Origin of the sequence: Glaciimonas soli, assembly GCF_009497155.1 — a bacterium.
Lineage (GTDB): Bacteria > Pseudomonadota > Gammaproteobacteria > Burkholderiales > Burkholderiaceae_D > Glaciimonas > Glaciimonas soli.
The window spans coordinates 1,064,952-1,085,772 of sequence record NZ_WINI01000001.1 but is presented as its reverse complement, the minus strand read 5'-3'; the positions used below and the strand labels follow the sequence as shown (position 1 = coordinate 1,085,772).

General features: G+C 48.8%; 14 protein-coding genes. 9 read left to right on the top strand and 5 right to left on the bottom strand.

Going from position 1 to position 20,821, the window contains the following annotated elements; translation table 11 throughout:
* Positions 1-179 precede the first annotated feature (179 nt).
* The 4 genes from GEV47_RS04980 to def all read left to right on the top strand — a co-directional run bounded on the left by GEV47_RS04980 (position 180) and on the right by def (position 4,899).
* On the top strand, positions 180-1,301 hold the full coding sequence (locus GEV47_RS04980) for a cell division protein ZipA C-terminal FtsZ-binding domain-containing protein (RefSeq protein ID WP_153233563.1): 1,122 nt from the start codon (positions 180-182) through the stop codon (positions 1,299-1,301).
* 107 nt (positions 1,302-1,408) lie between these two features.
* A complete protein-coding gene (gene ligA / locus GEV47_RS04975; RefSeq protein ID WP_153233562.1) occupies positions 1,409-3,469 on the top strand; it encodes an NAD-dependent DNA ligase LigA in 2,061 nt (686 codons plus the stop codon).
* Entirely contained in the window at positions 3,469-4,344 is an 876-nt protein-coding gene (galU, locus tag GEV47_RS04970) for a UTP--glucose-1-phosphate uridylyltransferase GalU (RefSeq protein WP_153233561.1), read from the top strand. Before ligA ends, galU begins: the two co-directional genes overlap by 1 nt.
* 18 nt (positions 4,345-4,362) lie before the next feature.
* The gene (gene def / locus GEV47_RS04965; protein ID WP_153233559.1) at positions 4,363-4,899 is read left to right on the top strand and encodes a peptide deformylase; all 537 of its coding nucleotides are present in this window, start codon (positions 4,363-4,365) and stop codon (positions 4,897-4,899) included.
* Positions 4,900-4,969: 70 nt separating this feature from the next.
* Here the strand turns inward: def and cphA are convergent, their stop codons facing one another.
* A complete protein-coding gene (gene cphA / locus GEV47_RS04960; RefSeq protein ID WP_153233558.1) occupies positions 4,970-7,540 on the bottom strand; it encodes a cyanophycin synthetase in 2,571 nt (856 codons plus the stop codon).
* 180 nt (positions 7,541-7,720) lie between these two features.
* The gene (locus tag GEV47_RS04955; RefSeq protein ID WP_153233557.1) at positions 7,721-9,940 is read right to left on the bottom strand and encodes a cyanophycin synthetase; all 2,220 of its coding nucleotides are present in this window, start codon (positions 9,938-9,940) and stop codon (positions 7,721-7,723) included.
* 329 nt (positions 9,941-10,269) lie between these two features.
* Between GEV47_RS04955 and GEV47_RS04950 the strand changes: the two genes are divergently transcribed.
* Positions 10,270-12,585 carry a cyanophycin metabolism-associated ABC transporter gene (locus GEV47_RS04950; RefSeq protein WP_153233556.1) on the top strand — a complete coding sequence of 772 codons (2,316 nt, stop codon included), beginning with the start codon at positions 10,270-10,272 and terminating at the stop codon, positions 12,583-12,585.
* Between the two features lie 13 nt (positions 12,586-12,598).
* Positions 12,599-13,069: a cyanophycin metabolism-associated DUF1854 family protein gene (locus GEV47_RS04945; RefSeq protein WP_153233555.1), complete on the top strand. Its 471-nt coding sequence runs from the start codon at positions 12,599-12,601 to the stop codon at positions 13,067-13,069.
* Between the two features lie 89 nt (positions 13,070-13,158).
* Here GEV47_RS04945 and GEV47_RS04940 read toward each other — a convergent pair whose 3' ends face one another.
* The 3 genes from GEV47_RS04940 to map form a co-directional block, all read right to left on the bottom strand.
* Positions 13,159-13,911, bottom strand: coding sequence for a pseudouridine synthase (locus GEV47_RS04940; RefSeq protein WP_153233554.1), 753 nt, complete (start codon positions 13,909-13,911; stop codon positions 13,159-13,161).
* A 268-nt stretch (positions 13,912-14,179) separates the two neighbouring features.
* On the bottom strand, positions 14,180-16,732 hold the full coding sequence (locus tag GEV47_RS04935) for a [protein-PII] uridylyltransferase (protein WP_153233796.1): 2,553 nt from the start codon (positions 16,730-16,732) through the stop codon (positions 14,180-14,182).
* Between the two features lie 168 nt (positions 16,733-16,900).
* Positions 16,901-17,716: a type I methionyl aminopeptidase gene (gene map, locus GEV47_RS04930; protein ID WP_153233553.1), complete on the bottom strand. Its 816-nt coding sequence runs from the start codon at positions 17,714-17,716 to the stop codon at positions 16,901-16,903.
* A gap of 352 nt (positions 17,717-18,068) precedes the next feature.
* Here map and rpsB point away from each other — a divergent pair, with 352 nt between their 5' ends.
* From rpsB to pyrH, 3 genes are all read left to right on the top strand, one after another.
* Entirely contained in the window at positions 18,069-18,818 is a 750-nt protein-coding gene (gene rpsB / locus GEV47_RS04925; protein WP_153233552.1) for a 30S ribosomal protein S2, read from the top strand.
* Positions 18,819-19,040: 222 nt separating this feature from the next.
* The gene (tsf, locus tag GEV47_RS04920; RefSeq protein ID WP_153233551.1) at positions 19,041-19,907 is read left to right on the top strand and encodes a translation elongation factor Ts; all 867 of its coding nucleotides are present in this window, start codon (positions 19,041-19,043) and stop codon (positions 19,905-19,907) included.
* A 197-nt stretch (positions 19,908-20,104) separates the two neighbouring features.
* The gene (gene pyrH, locus GEV47_RS04915) at positions 20,105-20,821 is read left to right on the top strand and encodes a UMP kinase (protein WP_153233550.1); all 717 of its coding nucleotides are present in this window, start codon (positions 20,105-20,107) and stop codon (positions 20,819-20,821) included.

Below are 20,821 nucleotides of genomic sequence, written 5' to 3'. Positions count from 1 at the left end.
GTCGCCTGCGGGAGCAGGGATATACCCATAAATTTGTACTTAGTAAGATTTTGTATAGATGTTTAGTAATGGATGGCGCATCAGCGATAATCCATATTTGATTGTTAACCATGTTTGATACACATGCAACGCTGCATATCCGCGAGTATGGTGTGTCTGTTTAAGAAGGCCTCAGTAGCATGATGGATCTACAAACCAGTCTGTTTTTTGCCGGCGGCGCGATTATTATCGGCGTCATTTCTTACAATAAATGGCAAGAATATAAAGCTAAGAAAACCGTCGAACGGGCGTTTTCTTCATCGCATGATGATGTCTTGATGACGCCACCGACGACGCCGCCGGATCAGTCATCTGCCCCTTTGGAGCGGCATGAACCAAGGTTGTTTGATGCGGAAAGTACCGCCGTACCATTGACGGCTGCAGATATCCCGCAAGACGTGGAATTGACCGCCGAGCAGCTGGCAACCGAGCCACAGCCGGTACCGGAAGTTGAGCACGATATCCTTCCGGAATTACCGATAGATGCACTGATCGACTGCACGATTCCCTTGGCGTTGGAAACGCCGCTGCGCGGCGATAAAATATTGCCGATTTTGCAAAGTTTGCGCTATGTTGGCAATAAGCCAGTCAATTTTATTGGCGAAGACAGCCATGGGGACTGGGAGGCGATTGCCCATGGTGGCGTGTATCAGACGTTGATGGCTGGCGTCCAGATGGCGAATCGCAGCACGCCATTAAATGAAATTGAATATTCAGAATTGCTGGCCAGCTTACGTCGCATTTGTGATGATCTGGGAGCGGAGCCAGACGTGCCAGAAATGACCGAAGTGATGCAAAGCGCGCGTACTTTGCATCAGTTTGTGACGGAGCATGATGCACAACTGGGCGTCAATATTCAATCGAAAGGCGCGGCCTGGCCAATTAACACATTGCTGTCGGCATTGACCCGACAAGGATTTGATGCACGCCCTGATGGCCGTTTAGTGATGTCGGACGGTGACAACGGTATATTATTTTCGCTTTCCACTAATACCACTCAGGCACAGGAAATTACATCACGTCTGACCTTATTGCTTGATGTGCCGCGTGTCGCGCAAGCGCGTGACGGTTATGGCGCCATGGTGGCTTGCGCCCGTTCGTTAGCATCCCGCTTGGGTGGTGTGGTGGTTGATGACAGCAATCAGCCATTGGTCGATGCCCAGCTAACAGAAATCGCTGATCAGGTTGATGCGTTTTATCATGATATGGATGCCGCCGAGATTCCGGCTGGTTCGGTTCGTGCTTTGCGTTTGTTTAGCTAAAACGGAAAATAAAAATAAAGCAGATCGGAAACGCAGTGCGTTTTCCGATCTGCGCTGTCGCCCGTTTCAAACATCACGATTCAAACATCTTGATTCAAACATCTTTTATGCCATCAAATTTATCTGATACCACTGCCGATTGGCGTGCGCGTGCCGCTTGGTTGAGCACGGAATTAAATCGCCACAATCATGCTTACTACGTGCTTGATATGCCGTCGATTCCAGACGCCGAGTACGACGCGTTATTTCGCGAATTACAAGTTTTAGAGCAACAGCATCCTGAGCTACAAACTGCCACATCCCCTACGCAGAGAGTTGGTGCTGCGCCGCTACCGCAATTTGATCAGGTAACGCATTCGATTCCTATGCTGTCGTTGGGTAACGGCTTTGAAGATACCGATATTGTTGAATTTGATAGACGTGTACGCGATGGTTTAGACACGCATGCTGATGCCGAAATTGAGTACGCCGCAGAATTGAAATTTGATGGCCTGGCAATTAATTTGCGTTACGAAAATGGTGTGCTGGTACAAGCGGCCACGCGCGGTGACGGTGCAACTGGTGAAAACGTGACCAGTAATATTCGCACCGTACGTGCGATCCCGTTGAAATTACTTACCGAGTATCCACCTAAAGTGTTGGACGTGCGCGGTGAAGTTTTGATGTTCAAAGCAGATTTCGCCAAGCTGAATCAACGCCAGCGCGATGCAGAATTAAAAGAATTCGCCAACCCGCGCAATGCTGCCGCGGGCAGTTTACGACAGCTCGATTCACGGATTACCGCACAACGTACTTTGCGTTTTTTTGCTTACGGTGTCGGCTTGTTAGAAGGTGCCGATATGCCGTCGTCGCATTCGGCTTTGCTGGACTGGTATAGCGAACTTGGACTGCCTGTTTGTAATGAGCGTGCAGTCGTCAAAGGTGCGGCGGGATTGCTGGCATTTTTCCGCGATATAGGCACCAAGCGACCGCAGTTGCCATATGAAATTGATGGCGTGGTCTACAAAGTCAATCGCTTGCAACAGCAACAGATGCTCGGATTCGTTTCGCGTGCTCCGCGCTTTGCGTTGGCACATAAATTTCCGGCTGAAGAAGCGACCACGCAAGTGTTGGATATCGAAGTACAAGTTGGACGGACTGGCGCAATCACACCAGTGGCGCGTTTAGCACCGGTGTTTGTCGGTGGCGTCACGGTGACCAATGCGACATTGCATAACGAAGACGAAGTACGGCGTAAAGATATCCAGGTCGGCGATACAGTGATTGTGCGCAGAGCCGGCGACGTTATTCCCGAAGTGGTCGCCTTCGTGCCAGAACAACGCCCAGCGACGGCTAAACCATTCGTGATGCCGGCAGCGTGTCCGGTTTGCGGGTCGGCGATTATCAAGTTGGAAGATGAGGCGATTGCGCGTTGTTCCGGCGGTTGGGTCAAGTGTGCGGCGCAACGCAAGGGCGGTTTACAGCATTTTGTTTCACGTCGTGCGATGGATGTAGAAGGTCTGGGTGATCAGTTGATTGAACAATTGGTCGATAAACATATCATCACGACGGCCGCTGATTTTTATAAGCTGGGGATATTAAAACTGGCTGAACTGGACCGGATGGCCGACAAGTCGGCGCAAAATGTCGTGGCCGCATTGGAAAAGTCGAAACAGACAACTTTTGCGCGCTTTATCTACGCTTTGGGCATACGTCATGTTGGTGAAGCAACAGCGAAAGAGTTGGCCGGTCATTTTCCTTCCATGGATGCTTTGATGCAGGCATCGGAAGAGAAATTGCTGGAAGTCGCTGATATCGGGCCGGTAGTTGCCAAGTCTATTTTGAATTTTTTTGCTGATCCATTGAATGTTGAGTTGGTAGAGCAATTGCTGGCTGCTGGTATTTATTGGCCGCAGAACTCCCCAACAGAAGTACAGTCTAAACATCTATTGGGTAAAATTTTTGTTCTTACCGGAACATTGCCAACCTTGAGTCGCGATGAAGCAGCTGCGTTGATTGAAGCTGCGGGCGGCAAGGTCACAGGCTCGGTTTCTAAGAAAACCAGCTATGTTGTTGCTGGTGCTGAAGCAGGTAGTAAACTGACTAAAGCAGAGGAATTAGGTGTGGCTATCTTAGATGAAGCTGCGCTACGCACACTTTTAGAGAGTAACGTAGGAGCAAACGAGTGATGAAAAAAATTAGAAAAGCAGTCTTTCCTGTCGCCGGTCTAGGCAGCCGTTTTTTACCGGCGACCAAAGCACAGCCGAAAGAAATGCTGCCCATCGTTGATAAACCTTTAATTCAATATGCGGTGGAAGAAGCCATCGCGGCTGGTGCCACCGATTTAGTCTTTATTACTGGTCGCAACAAGCGCGCGATTGAAGATCATTTTGATACCGTGTATGAACTCGAAAGCGAACTTGAGGCTGCAGGAAAAACACGTTTACTGGAACTCGTGCGTAATGTGATTCCAAGCCATGTTAATTGCATCTTTATCCGTCAATCAGCGCCATTGGGTTTGGGGCATGCTGTGTTGTGCGCGCGTCCGGTAGTCGGTGATGAGCCGTTTATGGTGTTATTGGCCGACGATTTTATGGATGTCGACGCTGGTCAGAAGCCAGTGTTGGCGCAAATGGTTGACGTCTATGATGAGGAAGGTAGCAGCGTATTGGCCGTTCATGAGGTGCCGCTGGCAGAAACCAAACAATACGGGATAGTCAGCATTGACCCATACAAAACCGATATTGAAAAAGTTAACAGTATCGTTGAAAAGCCAAAACCAGAAGATGCACCATCAACATTGGCGGTGGTTGGCCGCTATATTTTGACCAATCGGATTTTTGATTGTTTAACCAAGATCGGCAAAGGCGCGGGTGGTGAAATTCAACTCACAGACGGTATTGCGGCGTTGATGGAAAAAGAACGCGTGCTGGCTTATCGTTACGCGGGCCAACGTTATGATTGCGGTTCCAAGCTGGGTTATTTGCAGGCGACTTTGGCAATGGGTTTAAAGCATCCGGAAACCGGTGAAGAGTTCGCAAAGTATATTAAACAGTTCCAATAAGTTGATTGAGGTGATGTCATGACAGTGCGTGAAATTCTCAAAATGGGTGATCCCCGTTTGCTGTTGCAAGCAAAGCCCGTGACCGATTTTAATTCTCCGGAATTGAAATCGCTGATCACCGATATGTTTGAAACCATGTACGCTGCCAACGGCGCAGGTCTGGCAGCGCCACAAATCGGCGTGGATTTACAAGTCGTGATTTTTGGATTTAAAAACAATACGCGTTACCCGGACGCAGAGCCGGTCCCGGAAACAGTGCTGATCAATCCTGTTTTGAAGCCTCTGTCGGATGTGATGGAAGATGGTTGGGAGGGTTGTTTATCGGTTCCTGGAATGCGTGGCGTGGTGCCGCGCTGGAGTAAATTGCATTACGAAGGACGCGATCAACATGGCAATGTGATCAGTCGTGACGTCGACGATTTTCATGCGCGTGTAGTACAGCATGAATGTGATCATTTGAACGGCATTTTGTATCCGATGCGGATTAAGGACTTTACACAGTTTGGTTATACCGAGGTGTTGTTTCCTGAGTTAGACGTGAATTACGACGATTAAAGAAATTAAAGCAATTAAAAAAAGCCCTTCATGAAAATGAAGGGCTTTTTTATTGTTGAGCGTGTTGAGTTCAACCTTCTGCAATCCGTTTCGCAATATGGTCCAAAGCTTCCTCAACCTGATCCACCAAAATCAAGCACAAGTCATCCTTTTCCAGCTTAGCCAAGGCCGCATCAATCGCAAAAAATTCACCAGTGATTTCTTGACTGGCAGTGGTGCGGCTGGCGCCTTTTAAACCTTCACGTAGCAGCGCTATTACTTCACCATCGGCCCGACCGCGTTGCGCTTGATCCTGATACAAAATCACTTCATCGAAAGCAGCACCTAGCAATTCAGTCTGCTGGCGGATATCTTCATCACGGCGGTCACCGGCGCCGCTGATGACAACGGTACGTCGTTTGGCAGGCATGTTGTTAACTGCCGCAACCAAGGCAATCATGGCATCCGGATTGTGACCGTAATCAGCGATGACTGTTGCACCGCGATGATCGAAGACATTGAAGCGTCCTGGAACGGTGGCAGCGTCGTTAATGAACGAGCGCAAACCTGCGCGTATCACATCCCAATCAAGATTGAGCGCCCATGCAGCAGCAGTGGCAGCCATGACGTTTTCAATCTGGAAGTGGATAGTACCGTTACGGGTAAGTGGAATGTCACTTAATGCCAGACGGATTTCCTGATTGCCTTCCGTAGCAACAATCGTGTCGCCATCCAGATAAACCACGCGATGCCCTTGCGCTCTGTGTGTGGTCATTACCGGATTATGGTTGTCGTTCGAGAAAAACGTGACCGACCCGGGGCAAACGCTGGCCATCGCGGTGACCATGGGATCGGTTGCATTCAATACTGCAGTCCCGTGAGGGGCGACGTTTTCAACGATGACGCGTTTGACGACGGCGAGGTCTTCTACCGTGCTGATGAAGCTTAAACCGAGATGATCTCCCATGCCGATGTTGGTTACCACTGCAACATCACAACGGTCAAAGCCCAGCCCTTCGCGCAAGATGCCGCCGCGCGCAGTTTCGAAAACGGCCGCATCGACATCAGGGTGCATCAATACATTGCGCGCGCTGCGTGGACCACTGCAATCGCCGGTGTCGATGCGCTGCTTTTCAATATACACGCCGTCAGAGTTGGTCATGCCTACACGTAGACCTTTGCAACTGAGCAGATGAGAAATCAGGCGGACAGTGGTGGTTTTACCATTGGTGCCAGCGACGGCAACCAAGGGGATGCGGCCATTGTCATCACCTTCAAACATCGTGTCGACAATCGCTTTGCCGACAGCACGACCTTTGCCATACGATGGATGCAAATGCATGCGTAAACCAGGCGCTGCGTTGACTTCAACGATTCCGCCTTCTTGTTCTTCCAACGGTTTATGGACGCTGTTGCACACTACATCGACGCCACAGATATCCAGGCCGACCATTTGCGCTGCCGCGATAGCACGTGCTGCCATTTGCGGATGCACGTCATCGGTGACATCGGTGGCGGTGCCGCCAGTGGAGAGGTTGGCATTATTGCGCAGCACTACGCGCACACCCTGTGCCGGGATTGCATCGGCTGTGTAATTTTGTTTGGCGAGTGTGGAGAGTGCAATCGGATCCAGGCGAATTTTCGTTAACGTAGTTGCATGGCCATCACCACGTAAAGGATCGCGATTGACTTCATCGACTAGCTGGCGGATGGTGCTGCTGCCGTTACCGATGACCAGTGGCGGGTCGCGTCTGGCTGCGGCAACTAACTGATTGCCGACTATCAGTAAGCGGAAATCATGACCGGGCAGGTAACGTTCGACGATCACTTCTGAACAGATCTCAGCAGCAATTTCAAAGGCTGCAAACACTTGCTCGCGGGCGCTGATGTTGACGGTGATACCTTTACCTTGATTGCCGTCGCGTGGCTTGAGTACCACTGGCGCGTCTATTTCCTGCACCGCTTCCCAGGCATCGGCAGCATTATCGACCACGCGGCCCTTCGGTACTGGAACACCAGCGGCATTCAGCAGCATTTTGGTGAGCTCTTTATCCTGTGCGATGGATTCCGCAATTGCGCTGGTAAAACTGGTTTCTGCCGCTTGGATTCGACGTTGGCGACTACCCCAGCCAAATTGCACCATGCTACCTTCAGTTAAACGGCGAAATGGCACGTTACGCGCAATGGCAGCGTTGACGATAGAGCCAGTGGAAGGGCCTAAGCGGACATCTTCGTCCAGTTCGCGCAAACGCGCCAGGGCATTGGCGAGATCAAACGGTTGATCTTGGAGTGCCGCATTGCATAAGGCTTCGGCTAGTTCAAATGCGAGTTTGCCGACCGCCTCTTCGCTGTATTCTACGATGACTTGATAGACGCCCGCGTCAACGGTTTGTACTGTGCGGCTGAAAGTGACTGGGCAGCCAGCTTGTGCTTGCAGCCCGAGAGCCGTACTTGTCAATGCATGTGCCAGCGAAATAGTGTGTGCAGGGTCTGTGGATTCCAAAATGCCGAGGTGCGGGAAGCGCGCTCGCAAACGGGTTTCAAAGTCATGCAGATTAGTAATCGACTGTTCGGCTTCGGAGCACGACACGATGGCTTCGATAGAAGTATGGCGACTCCACAAATTTGGACCGCGTAAAGCGCGGATACGTGATACGTCCATCAACAGGTTTCCTGAAAATTTTTGGTTAGTGTTTTTTGTTGACTACTTATTGACTACTTATTGATTACCTAATTTCGCATAACTTTTAATCGACTTCTTTCATAACCTATTTCCCAGCAAATTGATACTCACCAGTCTGGCTGCGCATGGTTGTTATAGTCGCGAAAGAAGTCTAATGCATTAAGCTTGCTTGCGGGTTTTGCTCGATGTCCTATGTGCTGCTTCATGAAAGGTTTCAATTCCGGCACGAATAAGATCGATAGAAATATCAAGAGCCCAAGCTGCCGCAACGGCGGCTAATACATTTTCAGTTTGAAATGGTGGCTGGCCATCTGCAGTCAATGGAATTGCAGCAACTCGTGCCAGCATGATTTCATTCTTGCCCGCCGCCAGCATTATTTGTCCATGACGCACAAAAACCGCGCGTTTACCTTGTTCCAGATGATAGTCGAGAACCGGCAACGCTTGGTCCGCGCCAAAGAAAATTACTTCGCCATCACATAGTGCGGCCATGTCCGCAACTAACGGGTCGGCTGCATTGAGGACGGCAATCCCGCCAGATAAGACAATATCAACCTGCGTGCGCAGCACTCTGGCCATGTGCTCCGCATCTTCTATGTAATATTCCGGCAGGTTATCGTCAGGTGCGATATTGGTGACGACGCCGACCTGACAGCGGTCATAAGCTAAGCCTTCGGCGAGTATGGTGGTGCTACCGTTTTCAAAGACCGCAGCCTCGACAGCGCGGTTGAGTAATACGCGGTGTGCCGCAGCCCAATTGGCGCAATCACCTTTTTCAACGCGCTGATTGGCGTAATACAAACCATCGCCGCAAGCTAAGCCTGTGTGTTTGCCACTCAAATTAAGCAGTGTTGCAATCAGATGGGAAACCACCGTCTTGCCATGTGTGCCGGTGACGCCGACGATAGGAATACGGCCATGCGCAGCATCGCTGTTTTCGCCTTTGATGGCTTCACTTTTAAACAGATGATCAATGATGGCATTGCCGATGGGCTGCACATTGCCTGCTGCAGGCTTCAAATGCATGAGCAAGCCAGGGCCAGAATTGACTTCTACTATGGCACCACCTTGTTGTTCCAATGGCTGGGAAATGTCTTCTACCACCAGATCAACGCCGGCAATGTCGAGTCCAACAATGCGTGCCGCTAATGACGCTGCCGCTGCAATGCTAGGGTGTACTTGTTCGGTCACATCATTGGCGACGTTACCATTGCGCTGAATCAGCACTTGTTTGCCCGCGGCTGGAATAGAGTCAGAGGTATAACCTTGTCGTTCTAATTCCATGTCGATGGATGGATCATCGTTGATTTGCACGGGATTAAGAGGGTGTTCTTCACTTTCGCCGCGTCTTGGATCGCTGTTTAACTGACTGTGTACTAAAGCGGTAATCGTCGAACTGCCATCGCCGGTGATTGCAACGGGTTCGCCAACCGCTGCTGCCGCCAGTTTGCCGCCGACGATCAACAAACGATGCTCGTTACCGCGTACAAAACGTTCTACGATGACGCCGCTGCCTTCTTGTTCTGCGTTGACGTAAGCCTTTTCAATTTCCGCTTGCGTGTTCAAGTCGATGAAAACGCCGCGGCCATGATTGCCATCAGTGGGTTTGATGACGACCGGCAGGCCGATATCTTGCGCTGCGTCCCAGGCGTCAGCTGCACTATCAACCGTGCGTCCTTCCGGAATCGGTACACCGCAGGCTTGTAATAAACTTTTGGTGAGATCTTTGTCGCGCGAAATACTTTCGGCAATCGCGCTGGTTTGGTCGGTCTCAGCAGTCCAGATACGGCGCTGGCCGGCACCATAACCTAGTTGCACCAAATTGCCGGCAGATAAACGTATGGAGGGAATATGCCGTTCGGTGGCAGCTTTGACTATGCATGCCGTGCTAGGGCCTAAACAAAGAGAATCCACCATCGTGCGCAAGGTGGCGACGGTGGCCGCGACATCATATGGTTTGTTCTCAATGGCAGCCATCACCAGATCGCGCGCCGCATACAGGGCTGCACGGGTGATGGTTTCGTGACGGGCGCGCACAACTACTTTATAGACGCCTCGTTTGGAAGTTTCGCGCGCTTTGCCAAAACCTGCATGTAAGCCAGCTAAATTTTGTAATTCTAAAGTGACATGTTCAAGGATGTGACCAGGCCAGGTACCTGTTTCCAGACGTTGGATAAAACCACCGCGTTCACCGACGCTGCAACGATGCTCAATTAATGAAGGTAGCTGGGCAGTCAGTCGCTCATTAAAGCCCGGAATCAGATTTGACGGGCATTCTTCCAGCTCTCCGATATCTATCCAGGCTTCAAGTGCCGGGCGGTATGTCCAGATATTGGGACCACGTAAGGAGATGATGCGAAGAATTTCTATGTTTTTCATTAGTGGTCTGTGTTTATGGGGCAGTTTGTATAATTGCAATAAATCGCAAATGAGCTGCAAAATGGCCTAACAGTTGTAACGGTTTACATCGCAAATGGTTTACAAGAGATACCTATGAGCGTGTAAATAAATATATTTTCGTATGCAGCGCTTATGAGAAAGCCATTAAAATACCGGCAGGATACAATAAGATCAGATATGTTGCCTCGAAGATATCTAGCATTCCTATAGTATCAATAAGTCATTAGCTTAGTGTTGTCCATATTCGGATAAACACTTTCTTTATTTTCTATGTACCCTCGTCCTTTTTTGGGCTCCCTACCGTCCAGATGACTCGCGAATCTCACACACCATTTTTAAAAAATACCACGCAAACTCTGCCGGAACGCTGGCGTTCTGCGGTGCAGGAACAATTAAGCGTCGGTGAAAATATCACTTCCTGGTTGGAGCTTGATCTCGATAGCAAGCTACATTTTACGCGTGGTTTAGTAGTTGTAACAGATAGTCGTGTTCTCTCCAAGATGGCAGAGGATACGGATTGGCAAAGTTGGTCGTACCGTTTGGAATCCGGGTTAACTATGCGCCACCATGACTACGCTGGCGTCGGCAGTCTGGAATTGCATAATGCACAACAGCGTTTGGCGTGCTGGCGTTATACCTTGAGCCAAAATATTGCGGCTTTACGTTTACGCAACGATTTCGATCGGCAGCGTGACGCGCATGACGTCGGTCAAGTGGTGCAAGCTAAAGAAGAAAATGTTTGTCCGCAATGCAAAGCACCTTTGCCACCAGGGGAAGAAGAGTGCGCGATCTGCCCTGCGCCGCAGGATGCCAAATCGTCGCGCTGGGCTTTATTGCGTCTGGGGCGCTTTGCCAAACCATATAAGGTGCAACTGATCATTGGTTTTTCGCTGACCTTGGCCTCCACGGCTGCGGCGTTAGTACCGCCTTACCTGACGCGGCCGTTGATGGACAATGTGCTGATTCCTTATCAGAGTGGTATTGCCATTGATCCCAAGCTGGTGATTTGGTATATGAGTTTGCTGTTCGGCTCTTCTTTGCTGGCATGGGGTTTGGGTTGGGCGAGGACGTATATTCTGGCGCTGGTGAGTGAGCGGATAGGCGCTGATTTACGCACCACTACCTATGAGCATTTGTTGCGATTATCACAAGAATATTTTGGTGGCAAACGCACTGGTGATTTGATGTCGCGCATAGGTTCTGAAAGTGACCGCATCTGTGTTTTTCTGTCCCTGCACTTATTGGATTTTGTGATCGATGTGTTAACGATCATTATGACTGCGGCGATTTTGCTTTCCATTGATCCGTGGTTGGCCGTAGCGACCTTATTACCGCTGCCATTTATCGCATGGATGATTCATGTCGTGCGCGATAAATTGCGTCATGGGTTTGAGAAAATAGATCGCATCTGGTCGGAGGTCACCAATGTACTGGCTGACACCATTCCTGGTATTCGCGTGGTGAAAGCCTTTGCCCAGGAAAAACGGGAAGCAACGCGCTTCAAAGAAGCGAATTATCATAATTTGGAAGCGAATGACAGACTCAATAAAATCTGGTCACTGTTCACGCCAACTGTGACGTTCTTAACTGAAATCGGTTTGCTGGTGGTGTGGATGTTTGGTATCTGGCAAATCTCACAACACCACATCACCGTCGGTGTATTGACCTCATTTTTAGCTTACAACGCGCGTTTTTACTCTCGCCTGGATTCGATGAGTCGTATCGTTTCGGTGACACAAAAAGCGGCTGCTGGCGCCAAGCGGATTTTTGAAATTCTGGATCATGTTTCCAGTGTTCCTGAACCGGCAAATCCTGTGCATCTCGACAATGTCAAAGGTGCGATTGAATTACGCGATGTCGGCTTCCGTTACGGAAATCGTGCGGTCATGCGAGATGTGAGTTTGCAGATACGTCCCGGTGAAATGATTGGTCTGGTGGGACATAGCGGTTCCGGCAAGAGTACTTTGGTTAATTTGATCTGTCGTTTTTACGATGTTGCAGAAGGTTCGATCAAAATTGATGGTGTCGATATCCGTTCGATACCGATTTCTGAATACCGTCGAAATATTGGTCTGGTGTTGCAAGAACCATTTTTGTTTTTTGGGACGATTGCCGACAATATCGCTTATGGCAAGCCCAATTCAACGCGCGCAGAAATCGTCGCTGCTGCCCGTGCCGCCCATGCTCATGAGTTCATTTTGCGTCTGCCGCAAGGCTATGATTCTTTGGTCGGTGAGCGCGGACAAGCCTTGTCCGGCGGTGAGCGCCAACGCATTTCGATAGCGCGTGCTTTATTGATTGATCCGCGTATTTTGATCATGGATGAAGCGACTTCCTCGGTCGATACCAGCACTGAAAAAGAAATCCAGAAGGCACTCGATAATTTGGTGCTCGGTCGCACCACGATTGCCATCGCCCATCGTTTATCTACCTTGCGCAAAGCAGATCGTCTGGTGGTCATGGACAAAGGTGAGATTGTTGAAATCGGCAGTCACGACGAATTGATGTTGAAAGAGGGCGCTTACTATCGCCTGTATCAAGCGCAATTACGTAATGTGGATGAGGAAGAAGAGTTGAAAAATTGGGATGGTGTTAGCGTGAAAAATACGGAAACGGTTGGGTAAAGGAAAACAAAAAATGACCATCCATAATTTTCAACTTATGCGCAATACGTTTGGCCGTCTGGTATTCACCGCAGCAAGTGGTGAAGCAGTCGAAGGTGTGTTGCCAGTGCGGGCATTTCCGATTACAGCTCCTGATGATGGAATATCTTTAGTTGACGCCGAAGGACAGGAGCTGGCCTGGATTAGCCATTTGAGTGAGTTGCCTGAGCCTACTCGCGTGATGATTGAGGAAGAGTTGAGTAGCCGTGAATTCATGCCTGAAATAAGCCGTATTCGCGAGGTTTCGAGCTTTACCGCGCCTAGTGATTGGAGCGTTGTCACCAATCGAGGCGATGCTACTTTTACGCTGAAGGGTGAAGAGGATATTCGTCGTATTGCTGGCGGTGCATTGTTAATCGCTGATAATCACGGTGTGCATTTTGTGATTCGTGACGTCCAGCAATTAGACAAGGCCAGCCGTAAGATTTTGGATAGATTTTTGTAAGGTATTACCCGCAATCTAATCAACGTCATTCCCGCGCAGGCGGGAATCCATATGGCTAGATTATTGGTGTGCGTAACACCAGCTGCTGTTTAAAACTGCTCATCAATATTCAAATACCGCCATTGTCCAGTTGGCAAATCTCCTAACTTCACTTGACCGATTCTGACCCTTTTTAATCCGGTTACCTCTAAGCCGACCGCATCACACATGCGACGAATCTGGCGCTTTTTACCTTCTCTGAGAATGAAGCTGAGCTGATCGTCATTTTGCCATTTGACGATGGCGCGTTTGAGAGGTTTGCCATCTAAAGACAGGCCAAAATTGAGTCGGCGCAGATCGCTATCTGGAAGTTTGCCTGGTTTGGTATAGCGCACGCGCACTAAATACTCTTTTTCTATGCTGGTATCTTCACCGATCAGTTGTTTGGCGATGCGCCCATCTTGCGTGAGTACCAATAATCCCACCGAATCAATATCAAGACGACCGGCCGGCACCAGGCTACGTAATTGGCTGCCGTGGAAATCTTGCACGGAGCGATCTTCGCTCCAGCGGCTGGCGGCGTTGACTAGAACCACCGCAGGTTGATAGCCGTCTTCAGCCTGACCGCTGACATAGCCAACCGGTTTGTTGATTAAGATGGTGACACGTTTTGCTTGCTCGGCTTTGGCTTGACGCTCTACCGTGACGGTCTGGTGCGGTGCCACTTTGCTACCAAGCTCTGAGACAACAACGCCATCGACGCGCACCCAGCCTCGTGCAATCCATTCATCGGCTTCGCGGCGAGAGCAGAGACCGAGTTCGGACATGCGTTTAGAAAGGCGTAATGTAGTTGGTTCGGTCATAGAATGTAAATCTTAAAAAATAAAATCAAATATAAATTGCGATTAATAAATAGCGATTACGAGTAGGGCTTAGAACAAATAAATAGGACTGGTGCAAAACTGCGCTGCGCCGGTATTTCTTGATCATGCGTCTCATGACGTAGATGTAAAAAAATGAGGTTGGGCTTGCCGGTATTCAGGTTTAATACTTTTCGTTCTTGAGCTTCGCGCTTTTATGATCAAGAAATACCGGCGCAGCGCAGTTTTACGTAAGTCCTAATAAGATAACTCAAATATGTAATGCCTCAAGCAAATCTGTTTCAAGTTGCAATTGACTGCGACTGTGACTCAGCACCGCACCATCAACCAGAAACACGTCTTCTACTCGCTCACCCAACGTCATGATTTTGGCAGTGTGCAAATTGATTTTGTATTTTGCCAGTACATTGGCCACTGAATAGAGTAAACCAGCGCGGTCGTTGGCGGTAATCGCGAGTAGATAGTACTGACCTTTTTCATCCGGTCGCAAGTCCACCGTCGGCGTCACAGGAAAGGTGCGCGACAAGCGTGAGAGTCGTCCTTGAGATGGTGGAGGAAGCGGCAAATGTGCTTGCAATAAGCTAGTCAATTCGTGTTCAATCAAATTGATAATATCGCGGTAATGATTGGCAAAAAGTGGTGCATTCAACAAAAAAGTATCAAGAGCATAACCGTGTTTGGTGGTATGAATTTTGGCATCCAGGATGCTGAAATTTTTGCTGTCAAAATAACTGCAGATGCGCGCAAAAAGATCTTCTTCATCCTTGGTATACACCGCGACTTGCAAGCCTTCGCCGATAGGAGCCAGGCGTGCCTTAACGATAGGTTTGAGGCTATCGACTTTGTCGTAAAGTGATCGGGTCTGCCAGGCGATATCTGCTGCATCATGGCGCAGGAAATAGGCTACGTCGAGTTGTCTCCACAAAGATTCATGCGCATCGTTAGGCAAGCCGTATAAGCGTAATGTTTTCAGCGCGTCCTCTTGCGTGTTCTTCAGTTCACGCTCAGTAGAGGGCGTTTCGCCGCCAAGCACGCGCAGAGTGATGCGGTACAAGTCTTCCAGCAGTTTGCCTTTCCATGCATTCCATACTTTCGGACTGGTGCCGCGAATGTCCGCGACAGTCAACAAATACAGGGCCGTCAAGTGGCGCTCATCTTTGACAGTTTTGGCAAATTCCATAATCACTTCAGGATCCGATAAATCCTGCTTTTGTGCGATTTGCGACATGGTCAGATGCTGTTGCACCAGAAACACCACTAACTCGGTATCCTCTTCCGGGAAACCATGTTGTTGGCAAAATTGCCGTGCATCGGCCATGCCTAGCTGCGAATGATCGCCGCTACGGCCTTTGGCGATATCGTGGAACAGGGCGGCGATATAGAGCAACCAGGCACGTGGAAAATTGGCGATGAGCTGGCTGCAAAATGGGTATTCATGCGCATGCTCACTCATCGTAAAACGGCGCACGTTACGTACCACCATTAATATGTGTTGATCGACGGTGTAGACGTGAAATAAATCATGCTGCATCTGGCCGACGATGCGTCGGAAATTAGGAAGATAGCGCCCTAAAATACTGGTCTGATTCATCGCGCGCAATGCGTGTGTAATACCTTGCGGTGCTTGAATAATCTGCACAAACAAGGCGCGATTGGCGGGATCGCGGCGGAATTTCGAGTCTATTTTGAATCGTGCATGCCATAGCGCACGCCTGGTGCGTACTGTCATGTCTTTGATGTCACTATGTTGCGCCATCAGCAAAAACAATTCCAGCATGGCCGATGGCGTGACTTCAAATTGATCGTCACACGCAATATCAATGAAGCTGTTAATCCGGTTAAAGCGCGGATTGATAGGTTGCGGCACATTGGGCTGCGGGAATAGATAATTCTCTATGTTTTGGAGTAACACCAAATTGAGTTGGGTAACGGCTTTGGCGGCCCAGTAATAGCGCTGCATCAGATATTCGCTGGCACGGCGAGTATCTGTGGTTTTAAAGCCCAGCGTTTCCGCAATTGGTGTTTGGACGTCGAACACCAGGCGGTCTTCGCGCCGATTGGCGTAAATATGTAAATGGATGCGTATGTCTTTGAACGCACGTTCTTTTTGCGTTAATTGTCTGGCTTCTGTCGCTGTAATAAAGCCTTGTTTGGCTAATTTGATCCACGAATCTCCCAGTCCTGCGGCGCGGGCAACCCAAATAATGACTTGCAAATCGCGCAGTCCTCCAGGGCTTTCCTTGCAATTTGGCTCCAGGCTATAGGGCGTGTCTTGATATTTTGCATGGCGTTGTCGCAATTCCAGCATTTTGGCTTGGAAAAATGCTGGCGCGTCCATGGCGGCTTGAAAACGCTCTTGTAATTGTTTAAAGAGTGCCTTGTTGCCGATGACGAGGCGCGCTTCTAACAAGCTGGTCTTGACAGTGATGTCGGCAGCCGATTCGTTCATGCACTCGTCGACGGTGCGTATGCTGTGTCCGATTTCGAGGCCAATATCCCAGAACAATTGCACCAACTGCTCTAATTTGTTTTGAAACTCTGCGTCAGGTGCGTTACTCAACAAGATGAGTAAATCAACATCGGAATACGGGAACAGCTCACCGCGGCCATAACCACCAACTGCAACTAAGGCAGCCGAGGCCGGCAGGCTTAACACTTTCCACGCATGTGTCAGAGCAACGTCGACGCTTTGCCTTAGATGAGTGAGTAGCTGCTCCGGTTTGCCATCACGCATAAAATCGTCAATGATGTTTTGCCGTTTGGTTTTAAGCTGAGTTTTGAGAACTGTAGCGAGTGTTGGCATGTGGCGTTGCAGATGCAAAGGTGAGGATTGCATGATTATTGCTCAGCTTGCAATTGATGAGCAAAACGATTTCCGGCAAGGTGGGAGCGAGCTCAGCATCTGTCATGCCGCAATTTGAGCTGCCCCCGCAAATCTGTTGATGATGAAGGTCTTTTTAATGGGCCCTCCTTATACCGTGGTTTGCTGAATAAAAGCCGGAGGCGGTGGCGTACCTTCCGAAATGGTGAGTATTTCGTAGCCCGTTTCAGTGACCAAAACAGTATGTTCCCACTGAGCTGACAGGCTGCGATCCTTGGTTTTAATGGTCCAGCCGTCACCCATTTCTTTAATGTCGCGGCGACCAGCGTTGATCATCGGCTCTACGGTGAAAATCATTCCTGCTTCTAATTTCTCTAAAGTTCCTGGACGACCATAGTGCAAAACCTGTGGTTCTTCATGGAAAACTTTACCAATCCCGTGACCGCAAAATTCACGTACTACGCTATAGCCGGCTTTCTCCGCATGCTGTTGAATTACATAACCAATATCACCTAAATGCGCGCCGGGTTTGATCTTGGAAATACCTAGCCACATACATTCATAAGTGATGTCGCCCAAGCGTTTAGCCATGATAGATGGCTCGCCAGCATAATACATCCGACTGTTGTCACCATGATAACCATCTTTGATGACAGTAATATCCAGATTAACGGCGTCACCGTTTTTAAGCACTTTGTCACCTGGAATGCCGTGACAGATCACGTCATTAACTGAGGTGCAAATAGCTTTTGGGTAAGGCGTGTAGCCTGGTGGGCAATAGTTTAGCGGCGCTGGAATCGTGCCTTGTACATTAACCATGTATTCATGGCAAAGCCTATCTAGCTCACCTGTGGTGACGCCAACTTTAACAAAGGGAGTAATGTAATCGAGCACCTCAGCGGCTAAACGACCTGCGACACGCATGCCAGCGATATCTTCAGGTGTTTTAATGGAAATAGAAGTCATGATAGGGGAAATAAAGACAAAATAATAAGGTTTGATATAGAAATGCCATGAATGTCATATAGGCATCAGGCGATTTTTTAAAATAGCGAAAATTCAATCTGATGATGATTATAGACGAGCGAAGCAAATTTAGCTGGGACATATGCCGCTGGGTACTTGAATAGGGAGGGGATTTTGGGGTAGAATCTTGGGTTAGCTTAATTCGATGAGTTTGCTAATTGTTGTAAGTGTTGAAGTTTGTTGAAAACAAAGTTCTTTGAAATCGCGAATCAGCTCGACAAGGGTGTTTTCCCCAATTTATTCATGCGGGAAAATAACTGAGTTGATTCAAGACCTAACCCTGGAGAAAATTATGTCAGTAACTATGCTCGAAATGCTGGAAGCCGGTGTCCATTTTGGTCACCAAACTCGTTTCTGGAACCCAAAGATGGCGCCGTACATCTTCGGTCATCGTAACAAAATTCATATCGTCAATCTGGAAAAAACCCTTGGTATGTACCAAGAGGCGATGAAGTACATTCGTCAATTGTCATCTAATCGCGGCAATATCCTGTTTGTCGGTACTAAGCGTCAAGCGCGTGAAATCGTTGCTGCTGAAGCAGTACGTTCAGGCTCACCATACGTTGACCAACGTTGGTTGGGCGGTATGCTGACTAACTTCAAAACCATCAAAACTTCGATCAAGCGCCTGAAAGAAATGGAAGCATCGATCGCTGACGGTTCAGTTGAAAAGTTGAGCAAAAAAGAAGCGTTGTTGTTCCAGCGCGAAATGATCAAATTGCAAAAAGCAATCGGCGGCATCAAGGATATGGGCGGCATTCCTGACGCTATTTTCGTGATCGACGTTGGTTACCACAAAGGTGCTATCACTGAAGCGGCTAAATTGGGTATCCCAGTTATTGGCGTAGTTGATACTAACCACTCACCAGAAGGCGTTACTTTTGTTATCCCAGGTAACGATGACTCATCTAAAGCGATTGCTTTGTATGCTCGTGGTGTTGCAGATGCAATTATCGAAGGCCGTGCCAATGCAGTGAACGACGTTGTTGAGTCGATCAAAGGCGCTGCTGATGATTTCGTCGAAGTAGACGAAAAAGCATAAGTGTTTGATTTGAGGTAATGCATCTCAATAAAAAAGGGGCTAGTAGTTGCCCCTTTTTTTGTATAGCGAATGCGTAGGCTGAGCCTGAACATTCGTAAAGCGTTTTAAATTGATAGTCCGAATATATTTGATTGATGGTGTAGCGGATCATAGTGGCAGGACGAAAGCATATGGTCTTTCGTGAAGCACAGATCCTCGCACCGCTAGCCCTAGGAGAATGATATGGCAGCAATTACAGCAGCACTGGTAGGCGAACTGCGCGCAAAAACTGATGCGCCAATGATGGAATGTAAAAAAGCGCTGACTGAAGCAGACGGCGATATGGCTAAAGCAGAAGAAATTCTGCGCGTAAAATTGGGCGGCAAAGCAGCAAAAGCATCATCACGCGTAACTGCAGAAGGCGTTGTTGCAGCATATATCGCTGGTGGTATCGGCGCGCTGGTTGAAGTTAACAGTGAAACAGATTTCGTTGCTAAAAATGACGAATTCATGGCATTGGCAAATGCATGCGCCAAGCTGGTTGCAGAAAACAATCCAGCTGATGTTGCCGCATTGTCGGCATTGCCTCTGGATGGTGGTACGGTTGAATCTGTGCGCGCGGCGTTGATTGGCAAGATCGGTGAAAACATGTCGATCCGTCGTTTCAAGCGTTTTGAAACAAGTACTAAACTGGCTTCTTATTTGCACGGCACACGCATTGGTGTGATGGTTGAGCACGATGCGGCTGACGAGCAAGTTGGTAAAGACGTAGCGATGCACATCGCAGCGATGAAACCAGTATCACTGTCATCTGACGATGTACCTGCTGACCTGATCGAAAAAGAGCGTTCGGTAGCAACATTGAAGGCTGCTGAATCTGGCAAGCCTGCAGATATCGCCGCGAAAATGATTGAGGGTTCAGTTCAGAAATTCCTGAAAGAAGTTTCTTTGTTAAATCAACCTTTCGTTAAAAACGACAAGCAAACAGTTGAGCAAATGCTGAAAGCGGCAAATGCCAATGTGAAATCGTTCGGTATGTTTGTGGTTGGTGAAGGTATTGAAAAAGTCACTACTGACTTTGCTGCAGAAGTTGCAGCAATGACCAAGTAAGGTAAGTGAAGAAAAAGCGGGCCGCAAGGCCCGTTTTTTTGATCGCATCAAATTTGGGGAAGTGAACAAATGGGAGTGCGCAATATTTGCCCCCTTCACGGATTCAAAAAATGCGTGAAAATGTACGTGAATGAATTGTTGAATGATTCATTGAATTAGTTGTTATTTATTAATCGGATAGACCAAGGGCCAAGATCATGACAAAACCAGCGTACAAACGTGTTCTCTTGAAACTTTCCGGTGAGGCTTTAATGGGCGATGACGCCTATGGCATCAACCGTGCAACGATAGATCGTATGGTGGCCGATGTCGCCGAAATTGCTAAATTAGGTGTTGAATTGGCGATTGTGATCGGTGGCGGCAATATTTTCCGCGGCGTAGCACCTGGCGCGCAAGGAATGGATAGAGCGACTGCCGACTACATGGGTATGTTGGCGACAGTGATGAACTCACTGGCATTAGCCGACGCGATGCGTCAGGCTGGCATGACTGCACGCGTGATGTCAGCGATCAGTATTGAGCAAGTCGTCGAGCCTTATGTGCGACCGAAGGCATTACAATATTTAGAAGAAGGCAAAATCGTCATTTTTGCAGCTGGCACAGGAAATCCATTTTTCACTACCGACACAGCCGCCGCATTGCGCGGTTCTGAAATTGGCGCAGAAATTGTTCTCAAAGCGACTAAGGTAGATGGCGTATACAGCGCAGATCCCCACAAAGACCCAGCCGCAACACGTTATTCGAGCATCTCATTTGATGAGGCAATTACTAAGCGCTTACAAGTAATGGATGCGACAGCATTCGCCTTATGCCGGGATCAAAAATTACCGATCAAAGTGTTCTCCATCACTAAGCCGGGCGCGCTAAAGCGCGTCATTATGGGCGAAGATGAAGGTACATTGGTGCACGTTTAA